Genomic DNA, 18,017 nt, shown 5'->3' with positions numbered 1-18,017 from the left:
ACTGTCCGGGCTCGGCAACATGGATCAGAATCGAGTCGTTCTTCTTCCTGGTGACGGCATCGGTCCGGAAATCACCGCCGTTGTCCGAGAGCTGCTTGAAGTCGTCGCCTCTCGTTTCGACTTCAACCTGACGTTCGATCAACAGCTGATCGGTGGAGCCGCCATCGACGCCACTGGAGAACCGTTGCCGGCAAGCACGCTGGAGACATGCCGTTCAGCGGATGCCGTGTTGCTTGCCGCGATCGGCAGTCCACGTTTTGATGCATTACCGAGAGACAAGCGACCGGAAAGCGGACTGCTGGCGCTGCGTTCAGGCATGCAGCTTTTCGCCAATCTCCGCCCGGTGAAGATTGTGCCCGCCTTGATCGATGCCAGCACTCTTCGGCCGGAAGTCATTGAAGGAGTCGATCTGATGGTTGTCCGTGAACTGACAGGTGGCATCTACTTCGGCCAACCAAAAGGTCGAATCGAAGCTGATGGAGAAGAACGGGGCTTCAACACCATGACCTACTCGAATTCAGAGGTGGATCGGATCGCCAAGGTGGCTTTCGAGCTGGCGGGTGAGCGGAGGGGCCAACTCTGCTCTGTTGACAAGGCCAACGTTCTTGATGTCAGCCAGCTATGGAGAGACCGCGTGGATGCCTTGTCGAACAACTACAGCAACGTGGAGGTGAGTCACATGTACGTGGACAACGCTGCGATGCAGCTCGTGCGAGCTCCACGTCAGTTCGATGTCCTGCTCACAGGCAATCTTTTCGGCGACATACTCAGCGATGAGGCAGCCATGCTTACGGGATCCATCGGCATGCTGCCCTCAGCCTCCCTGGGAAGTGACGGGCCGGGGCTCTTTGAACCGGTGCATGGATCAGCCCCGGACATCGCTGGCCAAGACAAAGCCAACCCCATGGCCATGGTTCTCTCCGCAGCGATGATGCTGAGAACAGGCTTGAAGCAGCCCAGCGCTGCTGACGCACTGGAAAAGGCTGTGGATCAAGTGCTGGCCAAGGGCTTCCGCACCGGCGATTTAATGGCGGAAGGTTGTACACCACTGGGTTGCAGGGCGATGGGCGAAGAGCTGCTCAAGGCACTCTGAGCGGATTAGATCAAGCAAAATTCGGAATCGGTCCGTTGACCTGCCAAACTCTTCGGGCCAGATCTGCCTCCGTCGATGTCGAAGCGTCACCCCGTCGTGGCTGTCACCGGTTCCTCAGGTGCCGGCACCAGCACCGTGAAGCGTGCCTTCGAGCACATCTTCGCCCGTGAAAGCATCACACCGGCTGTCGTTGAAGGTGACAGCTATCACCGCTTCGAGCGCATGGCCATGAAAGATGCCATGGCTGATGCTCTGGCCAAGGGTGAGAACTTCTCCCACTTCGGCCCTGAAGCCAACCTGTTTGACAAGCTTGAGGAACTCTTCCGCGTCTACGGCGAAACAGGAGGCGGGCAGAAGCGCTACTACCTGCACAGTCCAGAAGAAGCCGCCGAACACAATTCACGCCTAGGAGTCGATCTAAACCCCGGCCAGTTCACACCCTGGGAAGACATTCCAACTGGCACGGACCTGTTGTTTTACGAAGGTCTTCACGGTGGAGTAAAAGGTGATGCCTACGACGTTGCATCACTCGCCGATCTTTTGGTGGGTGTGGTGCCGATCACCAATCTCGAATGGATTCAGAAGATCCACCGTGACAATGCCGAGCGGGGCTATTCAGCGGAAGCAATTGTGGACACCATCCTGCGCAGGATGCCTGACTACATCAATCACATCTGTCCACAGTTCAGTCGCACCGATATCAATTTCCAGAGAGTCCCAACGGTCGATACCTCCAACCCCTTCATCTGCAGGAACATTCCCAGCCCAGATGAAAGCTTTGTGATCATTCACTTCCGCAAGGGGGCTCGAGAGAAATGGGGGATTGACTTCAACGATCTTCTGAACATGATCCACGACTCGTTCATGTCCAGTCCCACCAGCATCGTGGTGAACGGAGGCAAGATGGGATTTGCTATGGAGCTGATCCTCACACCAATCATCCACCGCATGATTGAAGAGAAGAAAAAGCTGAACTGATTGCTTCATCAAGAGTCCCAATCAGTCCTATCGTGGGCTCATCTGAATGTTCAGGTGAGCCTATTTCTGTTTCACCTCCCTCCTTCGTGATCGCGGGAGCCGGCGGAAACGCCAGCCTCACTCCACGCTGGGACCGAGTGGACAGCAGACGCCTGATCGCTTTGGCCCGAAGCATTTATTTCCAGCATCTGAGCGAATCAACCCATTCACTCGAACCCTACGGGGTTGTGGTGAATATCCATCTCACAGAGGGGCGTGTTGTTCTCGATGCACCAACGCTGTTGCCCGATGAACAATTCATCAGTGCAGAACTAATCAGTCGCAGGCTCCGGCGATCACGCCATCCAAAAGAACGGCTCAGAGGGCAGGGGTCTTGAACCCACTCCTGTGGATCGTGCTGCTGACAGGAGCCTGTGTTGGCAGCTTCATTAACGTCGTCGTCTGGCGGCTACCGAGAGAAGAGTCCGTTGTGTGGCCGGGCAGTCGCTGTCCTCATTGCGGCCATTCCGTGCAATGGCACGACAACATCCCCGTGATCGGCTGGCTGGCTTTGAGAGGACGCTGCCGCAACTGCGATCAACCCATTTCAGCGCGTTACCCGCTAATTGAAGCTCTCACTGCAGGCTTGTGGCTGAGTGCAACGTGGGCCACCGGCTTCAGCGCTGGCACGTTGTCAACGAACTCCATAACGAGTCTGTTCACGCTGGTAGGCGGAGTCGTGCTGATCAGCCTGTTGATGCCGCTGGTGCTGATCGACATTGATCACCTCTGGCTGCCGGAACCCATCTGCCGCGGAGGAGTGATCGCGGGACTACTGGCCACTGGACTTGTGACAGCCTTTGCAGAGCAGCAGACGGCCGGAAGTCTTCTGTTCAATCATCTGTTGGCCTCAGCAGCGGGATTACTGGCCCTGGAAGCTCTCAGCGCTTTGGCGGAACGCTTGGTGGGTCAACCTGCACTGGGGCTAGGTGACGCCAAACTGGCAGCCATGGCCGGAGCCTGGCTGGGACTGACTGGACTTGGAGTGGCGATGGGGATCGCTGTGATTTCAGGGGCATTGTTCGGAGTCATCGGCAGGATCACAGGCCGCCTGAAACCCAGAGAACCTTTTCCATTCGGTCCTTTTATTGCCATAGGGATCTGGCTGGTCTGGTTAATGGGCCCCCGATGGTGGTGGAGTCAGTGGGTAGCACTGATAGGACCATAAAAAAGCCCGTTCATCCTGGAGTGACAGGTCAACGAGCCTTGAATCTTTTTCATCCCATAAGGGAATGAACCCAGACCTGAGTTCGCTCAGCCTGATTTTGATCAGACCGCAGCACCGCCGCCAGCTCCTGCAATGTCAAAAGCTCCTCCTGCTTTGACATTGGCAAGCAAGGTTCCGTCGAGGAACTGTTGATCAAGCAGAATCAATGCCGCCGGGCTGGAGTCGGCCAGGCGCAATCGTTTCAGAACAAAGCGAGCTTCAGATTCTTCCTGCAGTTGCTCACCCACAAACCAATCAAGCATGGCCGTGGCAGTTCTGTCGCCTTCCTGCTCAGAGAGCGTGTAGATGTTATTGATTGACTTAGTGACGGTCTTTTCCATCTCATAAACTTTGTCAAAAAGCGCTTTAACAGACTGCCACTCTCTCTCAGGCGAATCGATCGTTGGCAGCTGAACATTGCATTCACTATCAACAAGATAGGCAATAAACTTAGAGGCGTGACCTCGCTCTTCAGTACTCTTATTAAGCATATAACTAGAGAAACCAATCAGATCTCTTTCACGCAACCAAATCGACATCGCCAGATATGTATGACTAGCCTGAAACTCAAGCGCAAGATGTTCATTGATTGCCGAAGTATGCGATGCCATAAAAAGAAAGCTGATAATTTTTTATAGACATGCCGTTCCCAGCGAGCCCTAGAGCAAAGATTAAAAAGGCCCAAAGCACATCACGCCTGCAACAAATGATACTCGAGGCGACGCCTGATTCAACTCACGATTAGTGATCAGCCGTAACCGAATGAACCAACAAAATGAGCCGTCGTTGATATGACTCAAGACACCCAGTGGAACTGGCAACTGAAAATGCAACTATCATGGAGCGCCTTCATTCCTTAAAGGGGAGCGGATTGGTCACCAGATGACTACCTCCGCCAAATCCCTCGCAGGAGAATCAAACTCAAAAGACACTGAATAAAGTGTTCATAAGATTTGATCACTTGAGAAAGAGATCACCACATCGGTGAAATCACCGCCACTTGATCCAGGCATGGCAGCGAACCCGAATTGATTCGGGCCCAGCGCCTTGAAGCGAACAATGCCATCAGCATTGGCCTCATTCCAGGCAAACCAAGTGTCTGCACCTGAAATAACATAAGGCGCTAAATAGACACCACTCAAGGAACCACTCAATGCATAGTCACGCGTAAGCGAAGAATTCCCATCGAGATTTAGACCATTCAGCCCATCCACTAAATTGCCTGAATTCAACGCAACAGATTGATAATTCGCATCTCCTGGCCTGACGGCATTACCGAGCGCGTCGATCACCGTTCCTTCTGTATCAAGAACCTGGTAGAAACCAATCAGAGAATCGCCACCTGCCTGGCCACTCATGCCAAGCGAACCCGTAAGACGCTGCGCTGTGGTGAGCGAGGAGAGATTCAAAACCGGCGCAATCTCCTGCCCTATTCCAGTGAGCGAGTCTGGCCCTTGCCAATTTTGCGCAAGCTGCAAGGAGTAATAAAGGTTAGCTTGATAGTTTTGATTCACCCCAGAGTTCAGCCTTGAATTTTGAATAGCTCCGGCCCTCAAAATCGCCAAGGTTTCTGGAGCTGAAATGGACGCATTTTGCGCACGGATCAGCCCTGCCATTCCAGCAATCACTGGCGAAGCCATCGATGTGCCAGCAAGATATCCATAATTTCCATCACCCACATCTCCAGTTCCCACAGGCAATGTACTAAGAATCTCGGTCCGAGATGTGTTTGCATATATCGGGTCCCCAAGCGCATTCACTCCAACAATCACACTGCTTCCGTCACCGCCTGGAGCACTGATGGAAATGGACTGACCATAGTTGCTATAACTAGACTTGAAGTTTTGAGCATTAGAGGAACCTACTGAAGCAATATTTCCAAAGATTTGGCTGAATACAGCTGGCTGTGAGGTATACGCATCAAAGTTACCGACACTATCCCATTTATTTCGATCAAAATATTCCGTCCCATCATTGCCAGAAGCCATCGCAACAAAGACATCATTCTCATAAGCATGCTGCAAGGCCGACTTAAAACGTCCAACCTCAGGATCCTGACTATTCAAAAAGTCCTGTGGGGTTAATTTAAAAGCCCCACCCAGTGACATATTGATCACTTTGGCGCCGTTATCCACGGCGTAATAGATGGCATCTAAAAGATCAGAGTTTTCGTATGTAGGTTTTCCACCAAAAACATCAAGCACCATCAGTTGCGTATTCCAGGCAACTCCCGAAACACCAATCTGATTATTTCCCTGAGCGCCTGCAATTCCGGCAACATGCGTTCCATGACTTTCATCAATATTCATTTCCGGCGAGTCGTTGACAAAATTCCAGCCGTGAATATCGTCTACTTTTCCATTACCATCATCATCGTCACCATTACCTGGGATCTCACGGGAATTGATCCACAGATTATTAATAAGATCGGGATGCTTAACATCAACTCCCGTATCAATAATAGCGATCGGCAAATCTGCATCAACAGCTAGCTTCCACGCTTCCGGAGCGCCAATGTCAACATTAGGCGCTGCTAGCCATTGACCACCTCGATCTCTCCAATCACCGACAATACCAGTGTTAAACAGATGCCATTGCTGATCAAGAAGCACATCATCACTCAAGAGAGTTGTATCATTAAAAGTCTTTCCATCCAAGGACAATTCAAATTTAGCGTCTCTTAGATCTTGACTCAGACCTTGCGCAAACCCAACTTGAGGCACAATTCGCAGCCAGTATTCGCCTGGCTCTAATTGCGCGAATACATTTTCCGGTTCACTTCCAGGATTCGTAGAACTATTGAGAACAGTTGGTTGATCAAATGGGTAAACAGTGAAATAAGGCCCTCCAGTCTCTGGATCAATTTGTCCAATATAAAGATCATAATCACCTGGCAATTGCGACAAAGTGATATTTAAGTTTACTGCATCAAGAACCGAAAATTTAACAAAAACAGAACCTGCGCCGTCGCTGGGGTGAATACTCTGCAGTTCCCCAAGTGATGTGCTGAATGTTTTTAATTCACCTGACTGAATCTGAATTGATTCGGAGCCCATTAACCCAATCCGAGGTCGATCAATCTTCAATATGCGCAGAGAAGGTTAAGGAACGGTTAAGAGCTTGTTTTTGACTTTGGGCAGCCTGAGAACAGGCATCGATCCATCAGATCCGATGACAAGTCAAGAAGCGACTATGCAGTGAGATTCGATTTTGATCATCAAAGAGTTGATATTGGTTTGAATAAAAGAACCCAGTTAGGTACAAACATCCTCGGCAGGCATTTGAGGAACTGACACGATCACGCAAGCCTGCTCCTTACCAATTCCTGCCTCACTTTGAAAGTGAAATTATGTCGTCCTTGGCATCGCACTTGGCATCTCAAAAACTTGGGGAATTCCTTGGTACTGTTTGAAGCAGCTGTTTTGGCTGGCCCGCTGCAAACAACTACGATCACTAGTTGATCTAGAGGTCTGAAGGGATATGAGCCTGTTCGACTGGTTCGCTGATCGTCGCAAGGGTCAGTCCGTGGTCAAGGTCGCGCAGGAGCCCGAGGAGGGGGATGGTCTCTGGAGCAAATGCCCTGAATGCTCCCAGGTGGTCTATCGCAAAGACCTTCTGGCCAATGCAAGCGTCTGCGGCAACTGCAGCTATCACCACCGCATCTTCAGTGCTGAGCGAATCGCGATCATTGCCGACGAAGGCAGCTTTGAACCGCTTGACGACGACCTGACTCCCACCGACCCATTGGGGTTCAAAGATCGACGTGCCTATGCCGATCGCCTGCGTGAAACCCAAGCCAGCACAGGACTTCGTGATGGTGTGATCACCGGACTCTGCCGGGTGGACGACATACCCATGGCCCTTGCCGTGATGGATTTCCGTTTCATGGGGGGATCCATGGGTTCCGTGGTGGGGGAAAAAATCACCCGTCTCATTGAGGCGGCCACAGCCAAGCGCCTGCCCCTGCTGATCGTCTGTGCCTCAGGAGGTGCACGCATGCAGGAAGGGATGCTGAGCCTGATGCAAATGGCCAAGATTTCCGGTGCTCTGGAACGCCATCGCGAAGCCGGTGTGCTTTACATGCCACTGCTGACGCACCCCACAACCGGAGGCGTCACGGCGAGCTTCGCCATGCTCGGCGATTTGATCCTGGCCGAACCGAAGGCTCTGATCGGCTTTGCAGGTCGGAGAGTCATTGAACAGACCCTGCGGGAGAAGCTTCCCGACAACTTTCAGACGGCCGAATACCTTCAAGACCATGGTTTCGTTGACACAATCGTTCCGCGAACCCAGCTAAAAACCACCTTGGCAACGCTTTTAACCCTGCATGGCTGTCGTCCTGAGGTCCCAGTCCAGGCATGAACGAAAATCTGCCCAAACGAGTTCAACAGTGTCTGACATCAGCACTGTTGGCTTTGCTGATCGTGGTGCTGGCGCAGCCTGTTTTCGCTGGTCCTGTTGATTGGCGTGAAGTGCCATCAACCAGCGAAGGGCAGCAGTGGTGGGACGCGGGAAGCGTCCGCAGAACGAGAGATGGCAATGTCTCTGTTCTCAGCCGATACAGCCTGAAAACAGACGACGAGTCGCCTGCCTTGGGGACGCTTGTGGTGATGGAGATCGATTGTGATCAGTCGCTTTACCGAGACACTCAGAAGAACGGCCTGCCTCGTTTTAGAGCTGACTGGGAAGCGCCGGCCAAAGATGATTTGATCACCGAAGTCATCAACGCCGTTTGCAGTTCCGAACTGACCTAACCGCTTCCTGCTCACGCTCGCCCAGTTCCCCATGGCTCCCAATCCGACAGCACAACGCCCGATTGGTGTTGCCATAGCCGGTCTCGGCTTCGGCGAAGCGGTGCATCTACCCGCTCTACAGAGCGTTCCTGAGCTGGAGCCGGTCGCTCTCTGGCATCCCCGTCAGGATCGGCTGGACCAGGCCTGCAGCAACTCAGGGCTGAATGGCCACAGCAGCTGGGACTCACTCCTCGAGGATTCCCAAGTCGATGCGGTGATCATTGCCACACCACCGGCCCCCCGGTATGAGCTTGCGAAGCGAGCTCTGAAAGCAGGCAAGCATCTGCTGCTAGAGAAACCGGTCGCCCTGAACGCCGGGGAGGTGGCGGATCTGCAGCGCGAAGCCATCGGCAGAGGTCTCAGCGTTGCCGTTGACTTCGAGTACAGAGCAGTTCCATTGTTTCAACAGACGGCACGCCTTCTCGCGCAGGGTGCCGTGGGAACTCCCTGGCTCGTGAAACTGGACTGGTTAATGAGCAGCCGGGCCAATCCGCAACGAGCCTGGAACTGGTATTCGCAGGCACACCAAGGGGGAGGCGTTCTCGGAGCTCTAGGGACCCATGCCTTTGACACATTGGCCTGGTTGATCGGTTCTGTGGGAGAACCACGGGCCATGACACGCACCGCCATTGAACGGCGACCAGATTCCGAAGGCAGCATGCGACCCGTCGACGCTGACGACATTGCCCTGATCAATGTCGAATTAGCGACTCACCAGGGCGGGGCTGTAGCCGCTCAAATGGCACTGTCTTCGGTCGCCCGCAATGGTCGTGGCTGCTGGATTGAGATCTACGGATCCGAAGGCAGTCTGGTTCTCGGAAGTGAAAACCAGAAGGATTATGTGCATGGTTTTTCCCTCACCCTGCAGAGAGATGGAGAAGCTCCTCGCAACGTCCAGCCGGATGAGGATCTGCGCTTCGGCACCACATGGAGTGATGGACGCGTGGCCCCTGTCGCTCGTCTGCAGCGCTGGTGGGCGGAAAGCATCGATAGCGGCCATCCAATGGTGCCCGGCCTCGCTGAGGGCCTGGCGAGTCAGCAAGCCTGTGACAGGACTTTGTCGTCATGCTGATTGCCGGAGCGCTTAATGCGCGGTCAACTTTGTATCAACCGCAACCAGTTTGCGTGCCTTTGAAAAGGCTGCGCATTGTTTAGATCGCTTTAATAAAAATAAATATATTTTGATCAATGCTTAAAAAAGCAACCTGCTTTGCAGCCCTGCTTCTGATGGCGGCCTGCTCCTCTGGATCGGTCAGTGATTCAGACAGCAAGACAGACAGTAAGGAAAAACTCTCTGCGGACAGAAGTGAGGTCGAAGCCTACGAACAGAACGACACCACCCTTTCTGGAGAACAGAACAACAAAGATTTCGTCAACAAACTTGACGACACTGACCTTGTCAGCGCTCTGAGGGATGGTGGTCATGTCATCTACCTCCGGCACACGAAAACCGTCAAGGATTGGGGTGATCAGGTCAGCCCTGCACTGAATCTTGCCGATTGCAACACCCAGCGGCGCCTGAGTACCGAAGGCAAGGCTGATGCCAAAGTCATCGGTGAAGGCATCAAGGCCGCAAACATCCCCGTCGGAGATGTCATCTCAAGCGACTACTGCCGTGCCTACAACACTGCTGATTTAGCTTTCGGCAGATACACCAAGAATTCAAATCTGAATTTCCTGCCCTGTGTGGAGTGCACTCCCGAGGATTACAAGGAATATGCCGCACGTGTTGCTCCTTTGATGTCCGCGCTGCCTGAGACCGGGAAAAACACGGTCCTCGTTGGACACGACGATCCTTTCCAGGGAGTGACGATGCCGGTCGTCCCCACCAATGGAATTTATCCAGCACCCATGGGTGTGGCCTACGTGGTTAAGCCCCTCGGGGATGACAAGTTCGAGCTGGTCGCCAAGATCCTTCCCAATCAGTGGGAGCCTCTCTCTCAGCTTTGATCTGGCCTGATCACGGTTGAGGCTTCCAACACCGAAGGGCTGGCTCCTCAAAGAGCCAGCCCTTTTTTGCACCTCAGGCCAGCAAAAAACACCTTGTCCAAGTCGCGCGACCAGACAGCAGGCGATCAGCTGGAGCCGCAAGTTGAGATCAGGTTGATTTCCCTAGCCCAGTTAGCTGCAAGCGGCAAGCCAACAAGGGCTTCAAAATCAAATGTTGCAATAACTACGTAACAAATCTCACTTAAGGGTGTAAACAGAGAGGTCTGGGTGTCCTTCAGGGCCCCGAGACTCTCTCAATTCCGAAGAATCAAATGACACTGTCTGATTATTCCTCCGAACTGATTGCAACCGCGCAATCCCTCGCCTCACCTGGCAAGGGAATTCTCGCTGTGGATGAATCCACCAAGACCATTGGCAAGCGCCTGGGCTCCATCGGAGTTGAGAACACCGAAGCCAATCGTCAGGCTTATCGCGGGATGCTTTTCACCACAGCCGGTCTCGGAGACTTCATCAGCGGAGCCATTCTCTACGAAGAGACCCTCTTCCAAAACCATGCCGACGGCGAGTCGATGGTGAGCAAGCTTGGCAAGCTGGGCATCATTCCTGGCATCAAGGTCGACAAAGGCCTGCGCCCGCTCGCAGGCGCAGGCTCGGTCGAAACCCTTTGCACCGGACTGGACGGACTGGTCGAGCGTGCCGCTGACTATTACGCCCAAGGTGCGCGTTTCGCCAAATGGCGTGCTGTCTTGCAGATCACTTCAGACGGCTGCCCCTCGCCTTTGTCTGTCCGCGAGAACGCCTGGGGACTGGCTCGCTATGCCCGCTCAGTCCAGGAATCCGGCCTTGTTCCAATTGTGGAGCCCGAGATCCTGATGGATGGTGATCACACCATCGAAACCACGGCCCGAATTCAAGAGCACGTGATCCAAGAGGTGTACCACGCCTGTCAGGCCAACGGTGTTCTGCTGGAGGGGACCCTGCTGAAGCCTTCGATGACCGTGCAGGGTGCCGATTGCTCCGACAAGGCTGATCCAGCAAAAGTCGCTGCCATGACTGTGCGTACGCTTGAGCGCAGCGTCCCCGCAAGCGTCCCCGGCATTGTCTTCCTGTCCGGTGGCCTGAGCGAAGAAGCTGCTTCGGTTTACCTCAACAACATGAACACCATCGAGCGCAAGGCGAAGTGGAATCTGGGCTTCTCCTACGGAAGAGCACTCCAGCACTCCTGCCTGAAGGGATGGGCAGGCACGAATCTCGAAGCTGGCCAGAAAGCCCTGCTTGCACGAGCACAAGCCAACTCCGAGGCCTCACTCGGCCGCTACGTGCCTGGCTCACAGCCCTCCTCCGATGAGCAGCTCTTCGTAGCTGGCTACACCTACTGATTCACCATCACGCACAACCTGACGCCACTTGCGCCACAGGCGTGCGTGACAAATTGAACACTACTCAGGTAAAGTCTCGGCCCTACGGACCTTTTAGTCCGATAGGGCTTTTTTTTGGACTTTCTCTATGGCGCTCGTTCCGCTTCGGCTTTTGCTCGACCACGCTGCCGAAAACGGCTACGGCATCCCTGCATTCAATGTCAACAACCTTGAGCAGGTGCAGGCAATTATGGAAGCGGCCGACGAGACCGACAGTCCGGTCATCCTGCAGGCTTCCCGTGGCGCACGCAGCTATGCGGGCGAAATTTTTCTACGCCACCTGATCCTGGCCGCAACCGAAACCTATCCCCACATCCCAGTGGTGATGCACCAGGACCATGGCAATGCTCCTGACACTTGCTATTCGGCAGCGATTAATGGATTCACTTCCGTGATGATGGATGGATCGTTGGAAGCTGACGCCAAAACACCAGCCAGTTACGACTACAACGTTGCAGTTACGAAGCAAGTTGTTGATTTCGCCCACTCCGTTGGCGTGAGTGTCGAAGGAGAGCTGGGCTGCCTTGGCTCACTGGAGACCGGAAAAGGCGAGGCTGAAGATGGCCATGGCTTCGAGGGCGAACTCTCCAAGGACATGTTGCTCACCGATCCAGCAGAAGCCGCAGATTTCGTGGCCAAAACCAAGTGTGACGCTCTGGCCATCGCGATCGGGACCAGCCATGGTGCTTACAAATTCACCCGCAAACCCACGGGTGAAGTGCTGGCCATCAGCCGAATCGCCGAGATTCACAAGGCCATACCCAACACGCACCTTGTGATGCACGGATCTTCTTCAGTTCCCCAGGAGTGGCTGGAGATGATTAACAAGCATGGCGGTTCAATCCCAGAAACCTATGGAGTTCCTGTTGAGGAAATCCAGGAAGGGATTCGCAACGGTGTTCGCAAAGTGAACATCGATACCGACAATCGCCTTGCTTTCACTGCAGCCGTGCGCGAAGCCGCGATCGCTGATCCAGCCAATTTTGATCCCCGCCATTTCAACAAGCCTGCTCGCAAATACATGAAGCAGGTCTGCCTCGACCGCTATCAGCAGTTCTGGGCAGCAGGCAATGCCAGCAAGATTCAACAGCAGAGCATCACCTACTACGCAGGCCTCTACGCCAAGGGTGCACTGGATCCCAAAGCGGCCGTTGCTGTCTGATCAACTTGTGATCACACAACTTGCATCACAAGGGGCCATCAGGCCCCTTTTTTTTGGCCGTTCATCGATCGCCTCAAAGCTTCAAAAACAACTAAAAACTCCATCAATTGTTATTAATTTGATGCAAGTGTAATTCCAAAAACAAACAATCTAATGCATTTTATCTACTCAACATCCTTAAAAAGCTCCTCTTGAAAAACCAAAAAACAAAGAATTAAACCAAGATGCTCACAAAACCTGACTCAATGAAAAGAGCAATCAACGATTAACAAATCCCAGAGACCGTCGCGAGCAGAGCTCTACCATAGAAATCCCTGATCAATCTCGAATGGACGGCATCGAAAATTCAATCTCGCCTGCTCAGCGGCGATCATTCGAACGATTAATCAATTTCACAGATGCAGTCGTTGCAATTGCAATTACCCTTCAACTACTTCCACTAGTAGATATCAAAGCGGCGAATGGAGAATCAATGTGGAAACTAATCAGCGACAACTCATCTCAGATCTTAGCTTTTTGGTTTAGCTTTTTAATCCTTTCCGTACTCTGGATTAAGCACAATCAGGTCTTCAATTCGATGAGGGCTTTTGATGGAACAATTTTCTGGTTGAATTCATTTTGGATGGCATTGATTGTCTTTCTACCCTGGCCCACAGCACTCTACGGCTCTTTAAATGATGGTCAGCTGACTGAACCCAATGGGATTGGCCTTTTTTACTGGTGGACTCTCGCACTGATCAGCGGCATTGGAGGGCTTGTAGCAATCCATGCATGGAACAAGCCAGAGCTGCTAGAGCCGTCAGTACTCCTGGAGCGGAGTGAAAACTCAGGACTTAAAAAATATCGTGGTGCAAGCTTCGTTACCGCATTTCTATTATTTGGTCTTGTTGCTGAATTTTCGCCGCAGCTGGTTCCCTATTTGAGTATTGGGATTATTCCAATGGACTTGCTATTGAGAAAAAGTTCAGGACGCAAAAGCAGAAAGAATCATCTAAGCAACAGCCTCTGAAAGAAGCCCTTCAGGCCTGCAGTGTGAGTTGTCCTGATTGTGCATTGAGCAATGCTTCGCGTCCCAGAGGAAGTGCCATGTTCGGTAAACCATGGCCAAGAGGAAGATCCATCACCAGAGGCACGCCGAGATCACTCAGGCGTTCCTCAAGGATTTCCGCCATAGAGAAATCTCCAGGCAGAACGTCGTCTTCCTTCCAACGAAAGCGACCACATGCCACTCCAGCCAAACCTTTGAACAGACCTGCGCTGCGCCACTGGGTGAGCATTCGATCGACTCGATAGGGCGCTTCGCCCACATCCTCCAGCACCAGAATCGCTCCCTTAAGCGAGGGGAACCAACGGGTGCCAATCAAATGGGTGGCAACTGTGAGGTTGGTCACGACCAGTCGCCCCCGTGCCAAACGACCGCGTAATCCTCGTCCTTGGAGGGGTTGCGTCGGTCGTCCACTCAGCAGGTCAACCGTGCGCTGCCACTGTTCCTCCACTCCCCAGGCAGAGCCATGGATGGCTCCTAGCAGTCCGGCCTGCCACTGCGCGAGCAGCAGGGCACTGCTATCTGAAAATCCCAGAGACCAGAACGGTCGCTTGGGAAACCGCAGTCCAGACTCCAGCACACGCGCAGCACCCCAGCCACCTCCCACATAAACAACACCAGAGAGAGAGGGATCATTCCAGGCCTCCTCGATCGACGCACGTCGTTGAGCATCAGTGGCGGAAAACCATTGCCACTGGCCTTTAACGCTTTCTGGAATTTCAAGAACCCAGCCTTGGGCGGCGCATCGCTGCAGCAATGGCGTGAAATCTGTTTCAGGATCCATCCAGGTGCCTGGATTGATGGCTCTAAGCCGAGAACCAGGGCGAAGGGGAGGAACCGGCCGAGGAGGTTGACTTGAGTTGGAGGCGGCTTTGGTATGGCCTCCCGCAAAAGACACAGCAACTCCCGAGCCGGCGGAGAGAGCCAGCGCCAACAGAGAACGACGACGCATGGGTCAGGAGAGCAGCGCTTCCAGGATGGCTCGACCTGCAGTGCCACCGGTCTGTTGATCACAGGCGCGCTCAGGATGGGGCATCAATCCGAGCACCGAACCGGAGGCATTGGTGATGCCGGCGATATCGCCCACAGAGCCATTGGGGTTCACGCAGTACTGCAGGGCGATGGCGTCATCATCCTGAAGCTGCTTCAGCGTGTCATCGCTGCATTGGTAACGCCCTTCTCCGTGGGCAATTGGCAAGGAAAACTGACTGCCACGGCCACGGGAGCACAGCCATGGAGAGCGATCACTCACCACAGAAAGAGTGGTGTCTTCACAGATGAAATGAAGATCCCGGTTGCGGGTGAGCGCTCCAGGCAGAAGTCCAAGTTCTGTCAACACCTGGAAACCATTGCAGATGCCCAGCACCCGGCCTCCTGATGAGGCGAAACTGAGCAGTGATTCAAGGACTGGAGCAAACCTGGCAATCGCTCCACAGCGCAGATAGTCGCCGTAACTGAAGCCACCGGGAAGAACAACCGCATCAAGGCCACTCAGATCCCGTTCCTCATGCCAGAGATAACGCGTGGGCATCCCCAGGCAGCCCTCGGTAGCCCAACGCACATCACGGTCACAGTTCGATCCTGGGAAAACGACAACCCCGATGGTCATGGCTGGGTCAGCTCAAGAGTCCAGTTCTCGATCACAGGATTGGCGAGTAGCCGATCACTGAGCAGCTCAAGGTTTCGGCGTGCTTCAGCCTCATCCGATGCCTCCAGCTCCAGCTCAACAGCCTTACCGATGCGCAGTCGCTCCACACCATCCACACCAAGGCGGGACGCGGCAGCCCTGGCAGCCTCACCGGCTGGATCGAGAACCGATGGGCGCAGGTGCACCAGAACGCGGGCTTGGTAACGCGGCACGGGCTCCGAGCGGCAATTGTTAAATATTGACAGGCCAGGGGGCCGCTTTCTTTCCACGAAATGCAGGTTGAAAAAGACCCTTGCTGCGACGGCTAGTCCGTGCCCCATCCACTGGCTCCACTGATCCGCAATTTGAGCCAAGCCAGCCTGCTGGTTGCGTCGGGTCTTGGCATGGCAGCACCAGCCAGGCCAGCGTTCAGCGTGCCTGTTGAATGCAGGCAACAGCATCAGGAGTGGCAGAACTGTCGCTATGAAAGCGATCAACCGGGAAGGAGCTGGCAGCTGGCGTTCGAAAACAAGACCGTACGTTTTCACCATGACGGCAGCGGCCGCATGAAGATGCAGCTCAATGACCATGGCGACTGGACAGGCGTTCAGGCTCGTTGGATCGCGGAACGAACGCTTTGCTGGAATGACGTTTGTGCCCGAGGGGAGATCCCTTTGGATTGATCAACGCTCAAGCGAGGCATTAACGGCGCACTCAAAAGGGACTGCCGCCGATGGCAGCGTCAGCAGATGCGCGCAGAGGCTGGCCAAATCCTCAGGCTGTGTCATTTGCTCGGGAGGCATGGCCTTGACCCCTGCGGCCATCTGGGTATTGACCCAGCCAGGACAGACGGCGGTCACGCGAATGCCCTTCTCCCAACCCTCGTTGCGCATGGTCTGGCAGAGGCCCATCAGTGCGAATTTGCTAGCGGTATAACCGGCGAGGGTTCCTTTGCAGCGCTTGCCGCTCATCGAAACCAGCACCTGAATACGCCCCCGGCCAGACTCGACAAGTGCCGGCCAAGCAGCGCGGGTCAACCACCAGGGACCCATCACGTTCACCGTCCAGAGCTCATCCGGTTCAGACTGTTGCTCCGCACTGAACAGCAAGGGCGTATGACGCAGGATGCCGGCGCAGTGAATGAGCGTGTCAAGGCATCCAAACCGGCTCATAGTCGCATCGACGACCCGTTGGGCATTCTCTGGAACGCGAGCGTCATAAGGGCATGACATGAGGCGGGCGGGAGCTTGACCTGGATCCAGATCAGTTCCCAGCAAGCTCTCGGGATCCCGCACTGCCAGGCAGAGCTGATGCCCCTGCTTGATCAGCGTGCGAGCCACCGCAGCTCCAATTCCCCGGTTGGAACCCGTGATCACAACGGTTCTCATGGTTCATGGGAGGTCAGGATTGAAGCATGGTCCCATTGACGGGACAGCCTTAGCCGTCGTGGAGCCACCCCGCCGTGACCGACTGGAAACAAGCGTTCACAGGCTGGGGGCTGAGCTGGGAAGGATGGATCAACAACCGACGCGGTGAGTGGTGGTTGCTGGCGCAGCTGGCTCTGATCACCTGCCATCTGATACCCGGATGGCCCAAGCCTGCCTTCTTCGGGATCACCTGGCCTCATGCTGCTCAACTCATGGGCCTGATCACCCTGGCCATCGGTCTGAGCTTGGCCGTCCAGGGATTTCTAACGCTGGGGCCCAGCCTTTCTCCATTGCCAGATCCAAAACCGGGAGCCGTTCTGATCACAACAGGGGTCTACGCAAGCTGTAGGCATCCCCTCTATCGAGCGGTACTGGTCTGTTCTCTGGGAGTGGTGATCGCGTTAGCGAGCCTGTTCCATCTGCTGCTATTTCTCGCTCTGGTCTCTGTGCTTATAGGCAAGGCTCGACGCGAGGAACGCGCACTGCTTCGAGTGCTTCCCTCCTATGCGGACTACATGAAAACGACGGCAGCCATCGTTGCTCATTGCCCTGGCCTGGACTGGCGCCGACTCGAGGCCAGCTGAACAACCGTTTATTCATTTATCAAGCGATAATCATTTCCCTTAGGAAAGGCACGTTTTTCTGCCAACGGGATGCAAATCGCCAGAACTCGCCCACTGTTCAGCAGCCTGCTCTCAGGTCTGACCCTGGCCATGGTTCTGGCAGGGACAGGTCTGATGGCTGAAGCCAAACCGTTCAAACGCCAGTCCTTGATGGCCTTGCTTGAACCTGTAGCCCCAACGCCAGATCCTGTTCCCACCCTCGTTCTGGAACGCACCAATCGGCGGCTGCAAACAACCGGAGATCCCATTTGGAATCTCAAAATTGAGATTCCTGGCGAACCCATGCGTCGTTTTGATGCCCTCAGCGGCAGGGCAAACCGTCAGAACGCCAATCGTGACCAACTCGGAAGCCGTGCTCCCCTACCGATCGGGAATTACAGCGTGGGTGTTGTCGAACCGTTGACCGATGGCCACTACCCCGAACTTGGTCCTGTATGGATCAGCATCGAGCCGACATTCACTACCGGTCGCAGAGTGCTGGGGATTCATCTGGATCCCAGCGCAGGTCTTCAGAACGCCAACAGCGGCACGCTCGGCTGCATCGGACTGGTCAACAGGTCCGACATGCTCGAACTGGCTCAACTGATCGAAAGCAGCGGCACGAAACAACTGGTCGTCACCGACTAGCGCCAACTCAATCAGAGCGAAGACTGCA

The 18,017-nt window shown here is 54.3% G+C and carries 20 protein-coding genes; 14 read left to right on the top strand and 6 right to left on the bottom strand.

Translation table 11 applies throughout. The annotated features are described in order from the left end of the window. Positions 1 to 19: 19 nt before the first annotated feature. The 4 genes from leuB (at position 20) to DXY31_RS05000 (ending at position 3,278) form a co-directional block, all read left to right on the top strand. Complete coding sequence (gene leuB / locus DXY31_RS05015) at positions 20 to 1,093, top strand: 3-isopropylmalate dehydrogenase (RefSeq protein ID WP_114992721.1); 1,074 nt, start codon at positions 20 to 22, stop codon at positions 1,091 to 1,093. Positions 1,094 to 1,168: 75 nt separating this feature from the next. After that, entirely contained in the window at positions 1,169 to 2,071 is a 903-nt protein-coding gene (locus DXY31_RS05010; RefSeq protein WP_066905483.1) for a phosphoribulokinase, read from the top strand. A 32-nt stretch (positions 2,072 to 2,103) separates the two neighbouring features. Next, positions 2,104 to 2,448 (top strand): hypothetical protein, encoded by a 345-nt coding sequence (locus DXY31_RS05005; RefSeq protein ID WP_170953563.1) that lies wholly within the window; start codon positions 2,104 to 2,106, stop codon positions 2,446 to 2,448. Next, a complete protein-coding gene (locus DXY31_RS05000; protein ID WP_114992720.1) occupies positions 2,445 to 3,278 on the top strand; it encodes an A24 family peptidase in 834 nt (277 codons plus the stop codon). Before DXY31_RS05005 ends, DXY31_RS05000 begins: the two co-directional genes overlap by 4 nt. 101 nt (positions 3,279 to 3,379) lie before the next feature. Here the strand turns inward: DXY31_RS05000 and DXY31_RS04995 are convergent, their stop codons facing one another. Continuing rightward, positions 3,380 to 3,928, bottom strand: coding sequence for a ferritin (locus DXY31_RS04995; RefSeq protein WP_114992719.1), 549 nt, complete (start codon positions 3,926 to 3,928; stop codon positions 3,380 to 3,382). A gap of 333 nt (positions 3,929 to 4,261) precedes the next feature. Further along, a complete protein-coding gene (locus DXY31_RS04990; RefSeq protein ID WP_114992715.1) occupies positions 4,262 to 6,373 on the bottom strand; it encodes a S8 family serine peptidase in 2,112 nt (703 codons plus the stop codon). A 424-nt stretch (positions 6,374 to 6,797) separates the two neighbouring features. On the opposite strand from DXY31_RS04990, the gene accD reads away from it, so the two are divergent. The 7 genes from accD to DXY31_RS04955 all read left to right on the top strand — a co-directional run bounded on the left by accD (position 6,798) and on the right by DXY31_RS04955 (position 13,649). Then, complete coding sequence (gene accD / locus DXY31_RS04985; RefSeq protein ID WP_114992713.1) at positions 6,798 to 7,679, top strand: acetyl-CoA carboxylase, carboxyltransferase subunit beta; 882 nt, start codon at positions 6,798 to 6,800, stop codon at positions 7,677 to 7,679. Further along, positions 7,676 to 8,071 carry a hypothetical protein gene (locus DXY31_RS04980; protein WP_114992711.1) on the top strand — a complete coding sequence of 132 codons (396 nt, stop codon included), beginning with the start codon at positions 7,676 to 7,678 and terminating at the stop codon, positions 8,069 to 8,071. The genes accD and DXY31_RS04980 overlap by 4 nt, the downstream gene beginning before the upstream one ends. A 31-nt stretch (positions 8,072 to 8,102) precedes the next feature. Beyond that, positions 8,103 to 9,182: a Gfo/Idh/MocA family protein gene (locus tag DXY31_RS04975; protein WP_114992709.1), complete on the top strand. Its 1,080-nt coding sequence runs from the start codon at positions 8,103 to 8,105 to the stop codon at positions 9,180 to 9,182. Between the two features lie 155 nt (positions 9,183 to 9,337). After that, positions 9,338 to 10,060 carry a histidine phosphatase family protein gene (locus DXY31_RS04970; protein ID WP_114993070.1) on the top strand — a complete coding sequence of 241 codons (723 nt, stop codon included), beginning with the start codon at positions 9,338 to 9,340 and terminating at the stop codon, positions 10,058 to 10,060. A 311-nt stretch (positions 10,061 to 10,371) separates the two neighbouring features. Next, entirely contained in the window at positions 10,372 to 11,439 is a 1,068-nt protein-coding gene (locus DXY31_RS04965; protein ID WP_114992707.1) for a class I fructose-bisphosphate aldolase, read from the top strand. A 127-nt stretch (positions 11,440 to 11,566) separates the two neighbouring features. Beyond that, positions 11,567 to 12,640: a class II fructose-bisphosphate aldolase gene (gene fba / locus DXY31_RS04960; RefSeq protein WP_066905468.1), complete on the top strand. Its 1,074-nt coding sequence runs from the start codon at positions 11,567 to 11,569 to the stop codon at positions 12,638 to 12,640. Positions 12,641 to 12,968: 328 nt separating this feature from the next. Continuing rightward, on the top strand, positions 12,969 to 13,649 hold the full coding sequence (locus DXY31_RS04955) for a TMEM175 family protein (RefSeq protein ID WP_114992705.1): 681 nt from the start codon (positions 12,969 to 12,971) through the stop codon (positions 13,647 to 13,649). A 10-nt stretch (positions 13,650 to 13,659) separates the two neighbouring features. On the opposite strand, the gene DXY31_RS04950 is transcribed toward DXY31_RS04955, so the two are convergent. Genes DXY31_RS04950 through purS form a run of 3 tightly spaced genes read right to left on the bottom strand, consistent with a single transcriptional unit; the run spans position 13,660 to position 15,545 of the window. Further along, the gene (locus DXY31_RS04950) at positions 13,660 to 14,637 is read right to left on the bottom strand and encodes an LD-carboxypeptidase (RefSeq protein ID WP_114992703.1); all 978 of its coding nucleotides are present in this window, start codon (positions 14,635 to 14,637) and stop codon (positions 13,660 to 13,662) included. A 3-nt stretch (positions 14,638 to 14,640) separates the two neighbouring features. Continuing rightward, positions 14,641 to 15,294: a phosphoribosylformylglycinamidine synthase subunit PurQ gene (purQ, locus tag DXY31_RS04945; RefSeq protein WP_114992701.1), complete on the bottom strand. Its 654-nt coding sequence runs from the start codon at positions 15,292 to 15,294 to the stop codon at positions 14,641 to 14,643. Next, positions 15,291 to 15,545, bottom strand: coding sequence for a phosphoribosylformylglycinamidine synthase subunit PurS (purS, locus tag DXY31_RS04940; RefSeq protein ID WP_066905461.1), 255 nt, complete (start codon positions 15,543 to 15,545; stop codon positions 15,291 to 15,293). Before purS ends, purQ begins: the two co-directional genes overlap by 4 nt. A 99-nt stretch (positions 15,546 to 15,644) precedes the next feature. On the opposite strand from purS, the gene DXY31_RS04935 reads away from it, so the two are divergent. Beyond that, positions 15,645 to 15,995 carry a hypothetical protein gene (locus DXY31_RS04935; protein ID WP_114992699.1) on the top strand — a complete coding sequence of 117 codons (351 nt, stop codon included), beginning with the start codon at positions 15,645 to 15,647 and terminating at the stop codon, positions 15,993 to 15,995. Here DXY31_RS04935 and DXY31_RS04930 read toward each other — a convergent pair whose 3' ends face one another. Next, a complete protein-coding gene (locus tag DXY31_RS04930; RefSeq protein WP_114992697.1) occupies positions 15,996 to 16,700 on the bottom strand; it encodes an SDR family NAD(P)-dependent oxidoreductase in 705 nt (234 codons plus the stop codon). Between the two features lie 74 nt (positions 16,701 to 16,774). Here DXY31_RS04930 and DXY31_RS04925 point away from each other — a divergent pair, with 74 nt between their 5' ends. Both DXY31_RS04925 and DXY31_RS04920 read left to right on the top strand, forming a co-directional pair. Further along, the gene (locus tag DXY31_RS04925) at positions 16,775 to 17,323 is read left to right on the top strand and encodes an isoprenylcysteine carboxylmethyltransferase family protein (protein WP_114992695.1); all 549 of its coding nucleotides are present in this window, start codon (positions 16,775 to 16,777) and stop codon (positions 17,321 to 17,323) included. A gap of 69 nt (positions 17,324 to 17,392) precedes the next feature. Beyond that, on the top strand, positions 17,393 to 17,989 hold the full coding sequence (locus DXY31_RS04920) for a hypothetical protein (RefSeq protein WP_114992693.1): 597 nt from the start codon (positions 17,393 to 17,395) through the stop codon (positions 17,987 to 17,989). Positions 17,990 to 18,017: the final 28 nt, after the last annotated feature.

The organism is Synechococcus sp. UW179A (assembly GCF_900473965.1).
In the GTDB taxonomy this organism is placed as follows: domain Bacteria; phylum Cyanobacteriota; class Cyanobacteriia; order PCC-6307; family Cyanobiaceae; genus Synechococcus_C.
This window is presented reverse-complemented; position numbering and strand designations above follow the sequence as displayed.

Excerpts from the sequence above, each read along its gene's own strand:
- leuB (WP_114992721.1), top strand. The coding sequence starts at position 20 with ATGGATCAGAATCGAGTCGTTCTTCTTCCTGGTGACGGCATCGGTCCG.
- DXY31_RS05010 (WP_066905483.1), top strand. The coding sequence starts at position 1,169 with ATGTCGAAGCGTCACCCCGTCGTGGCTGTCACCGGTTCCTCAGGTGCC.
- DXY31_RS04995 (WP_114992719.1), bottom strand. The coding sequence starts at position 3,928 with ATGGCATCGCATACTTCGGCAATCAATGAACATCTTGCGCTTGAGTTT.
- DXY31_RS04990 (WP_114992715.1), bottom strand. The coding sequence starts at position 6,373 with ATGGGCTCCGAATCAATTCAGATTCAGTCAGGTGAATTAAAAACATTC.
- accD (WP_114992713.1), top strand. The coding sequence starts at position 6,798 with ATGAGCCTGTTCGACTGGTTCGCTGATCGTCGCAAGGGTCAGTCCGTG.
- DXY31_RS04980 (WP_114992711.1), top strand. The coding sequence starts at position 7,676 with ATGAACGAAAATCTGCCCAAACGAGTTCAACAGTGTCTGACATCAGCA.
- DXY31_RS04975 (WP_114992709.1), top strand. The coding sequence starts at position 8,103 with ATGGCTCCCAATCCGACAGCACAACGCCCGATTGGTGTTGCCATAGCC.
- DXY31_RS04970 (WP_114993070.1), top strand. The coding sequence starts at position 9,338 with ATGGCGGCCTGCTCCTCTGGATCGGTCAGTGATTCAGACAGCAAGACA.
- DXY31_RS04965 (WP_114992707.1), top strand. The coding sequence starts at position 10,372 with ATGACACTGTCTGATTATTCCTCCGAACTGATTGCAACCGCGCAATCC.
- fba (WP_066905468.1), top strand. The coding sequence starts at position 11,567 with ATGGCGCTCGTTCCGCTTCGGCTTTTGCTCGACCACGCTGCCGAAAAC.
- DXY31_RS04955 (WP_114992705.1), top strand. The coding sequence starts at position 12,969 with ATGGACGGCATCGAAAATTCAATCTCGCCTGCTCAGCGGCGATCATTC.
- DXY31_RS04950 (WP_114992703.1), bottom strand. The coding sequence starts at position 14,637 with ATGCGTCGTCGTTCTCTGTTGGCGCTGGCTCTCTCCGCCGGCTCGGGA.
- purQ (WP_114992701.1), bottom strand. The coding sequence starts at position 15,294 with ATGACCATCGGGGTTGTCGTTTTCCCAGGATCGAACTGTGACCGTGAT.
- DXY31_RS04930 (WP_114992697.1), bottom strand. The coding sequence starts at position 16,700 with ATGAGAACCGTTGTGATCACGGGTTCCAACCGGGGAATTGGAGCTGCG.
- DXY31_RS04920 (WP_114992693.1), top strand. The coding sequence starts at position 17,393 with ATGCAAATCGCCAGAACTCGCCCACTGTTCAGCAGCCTGCTCTCAGGT.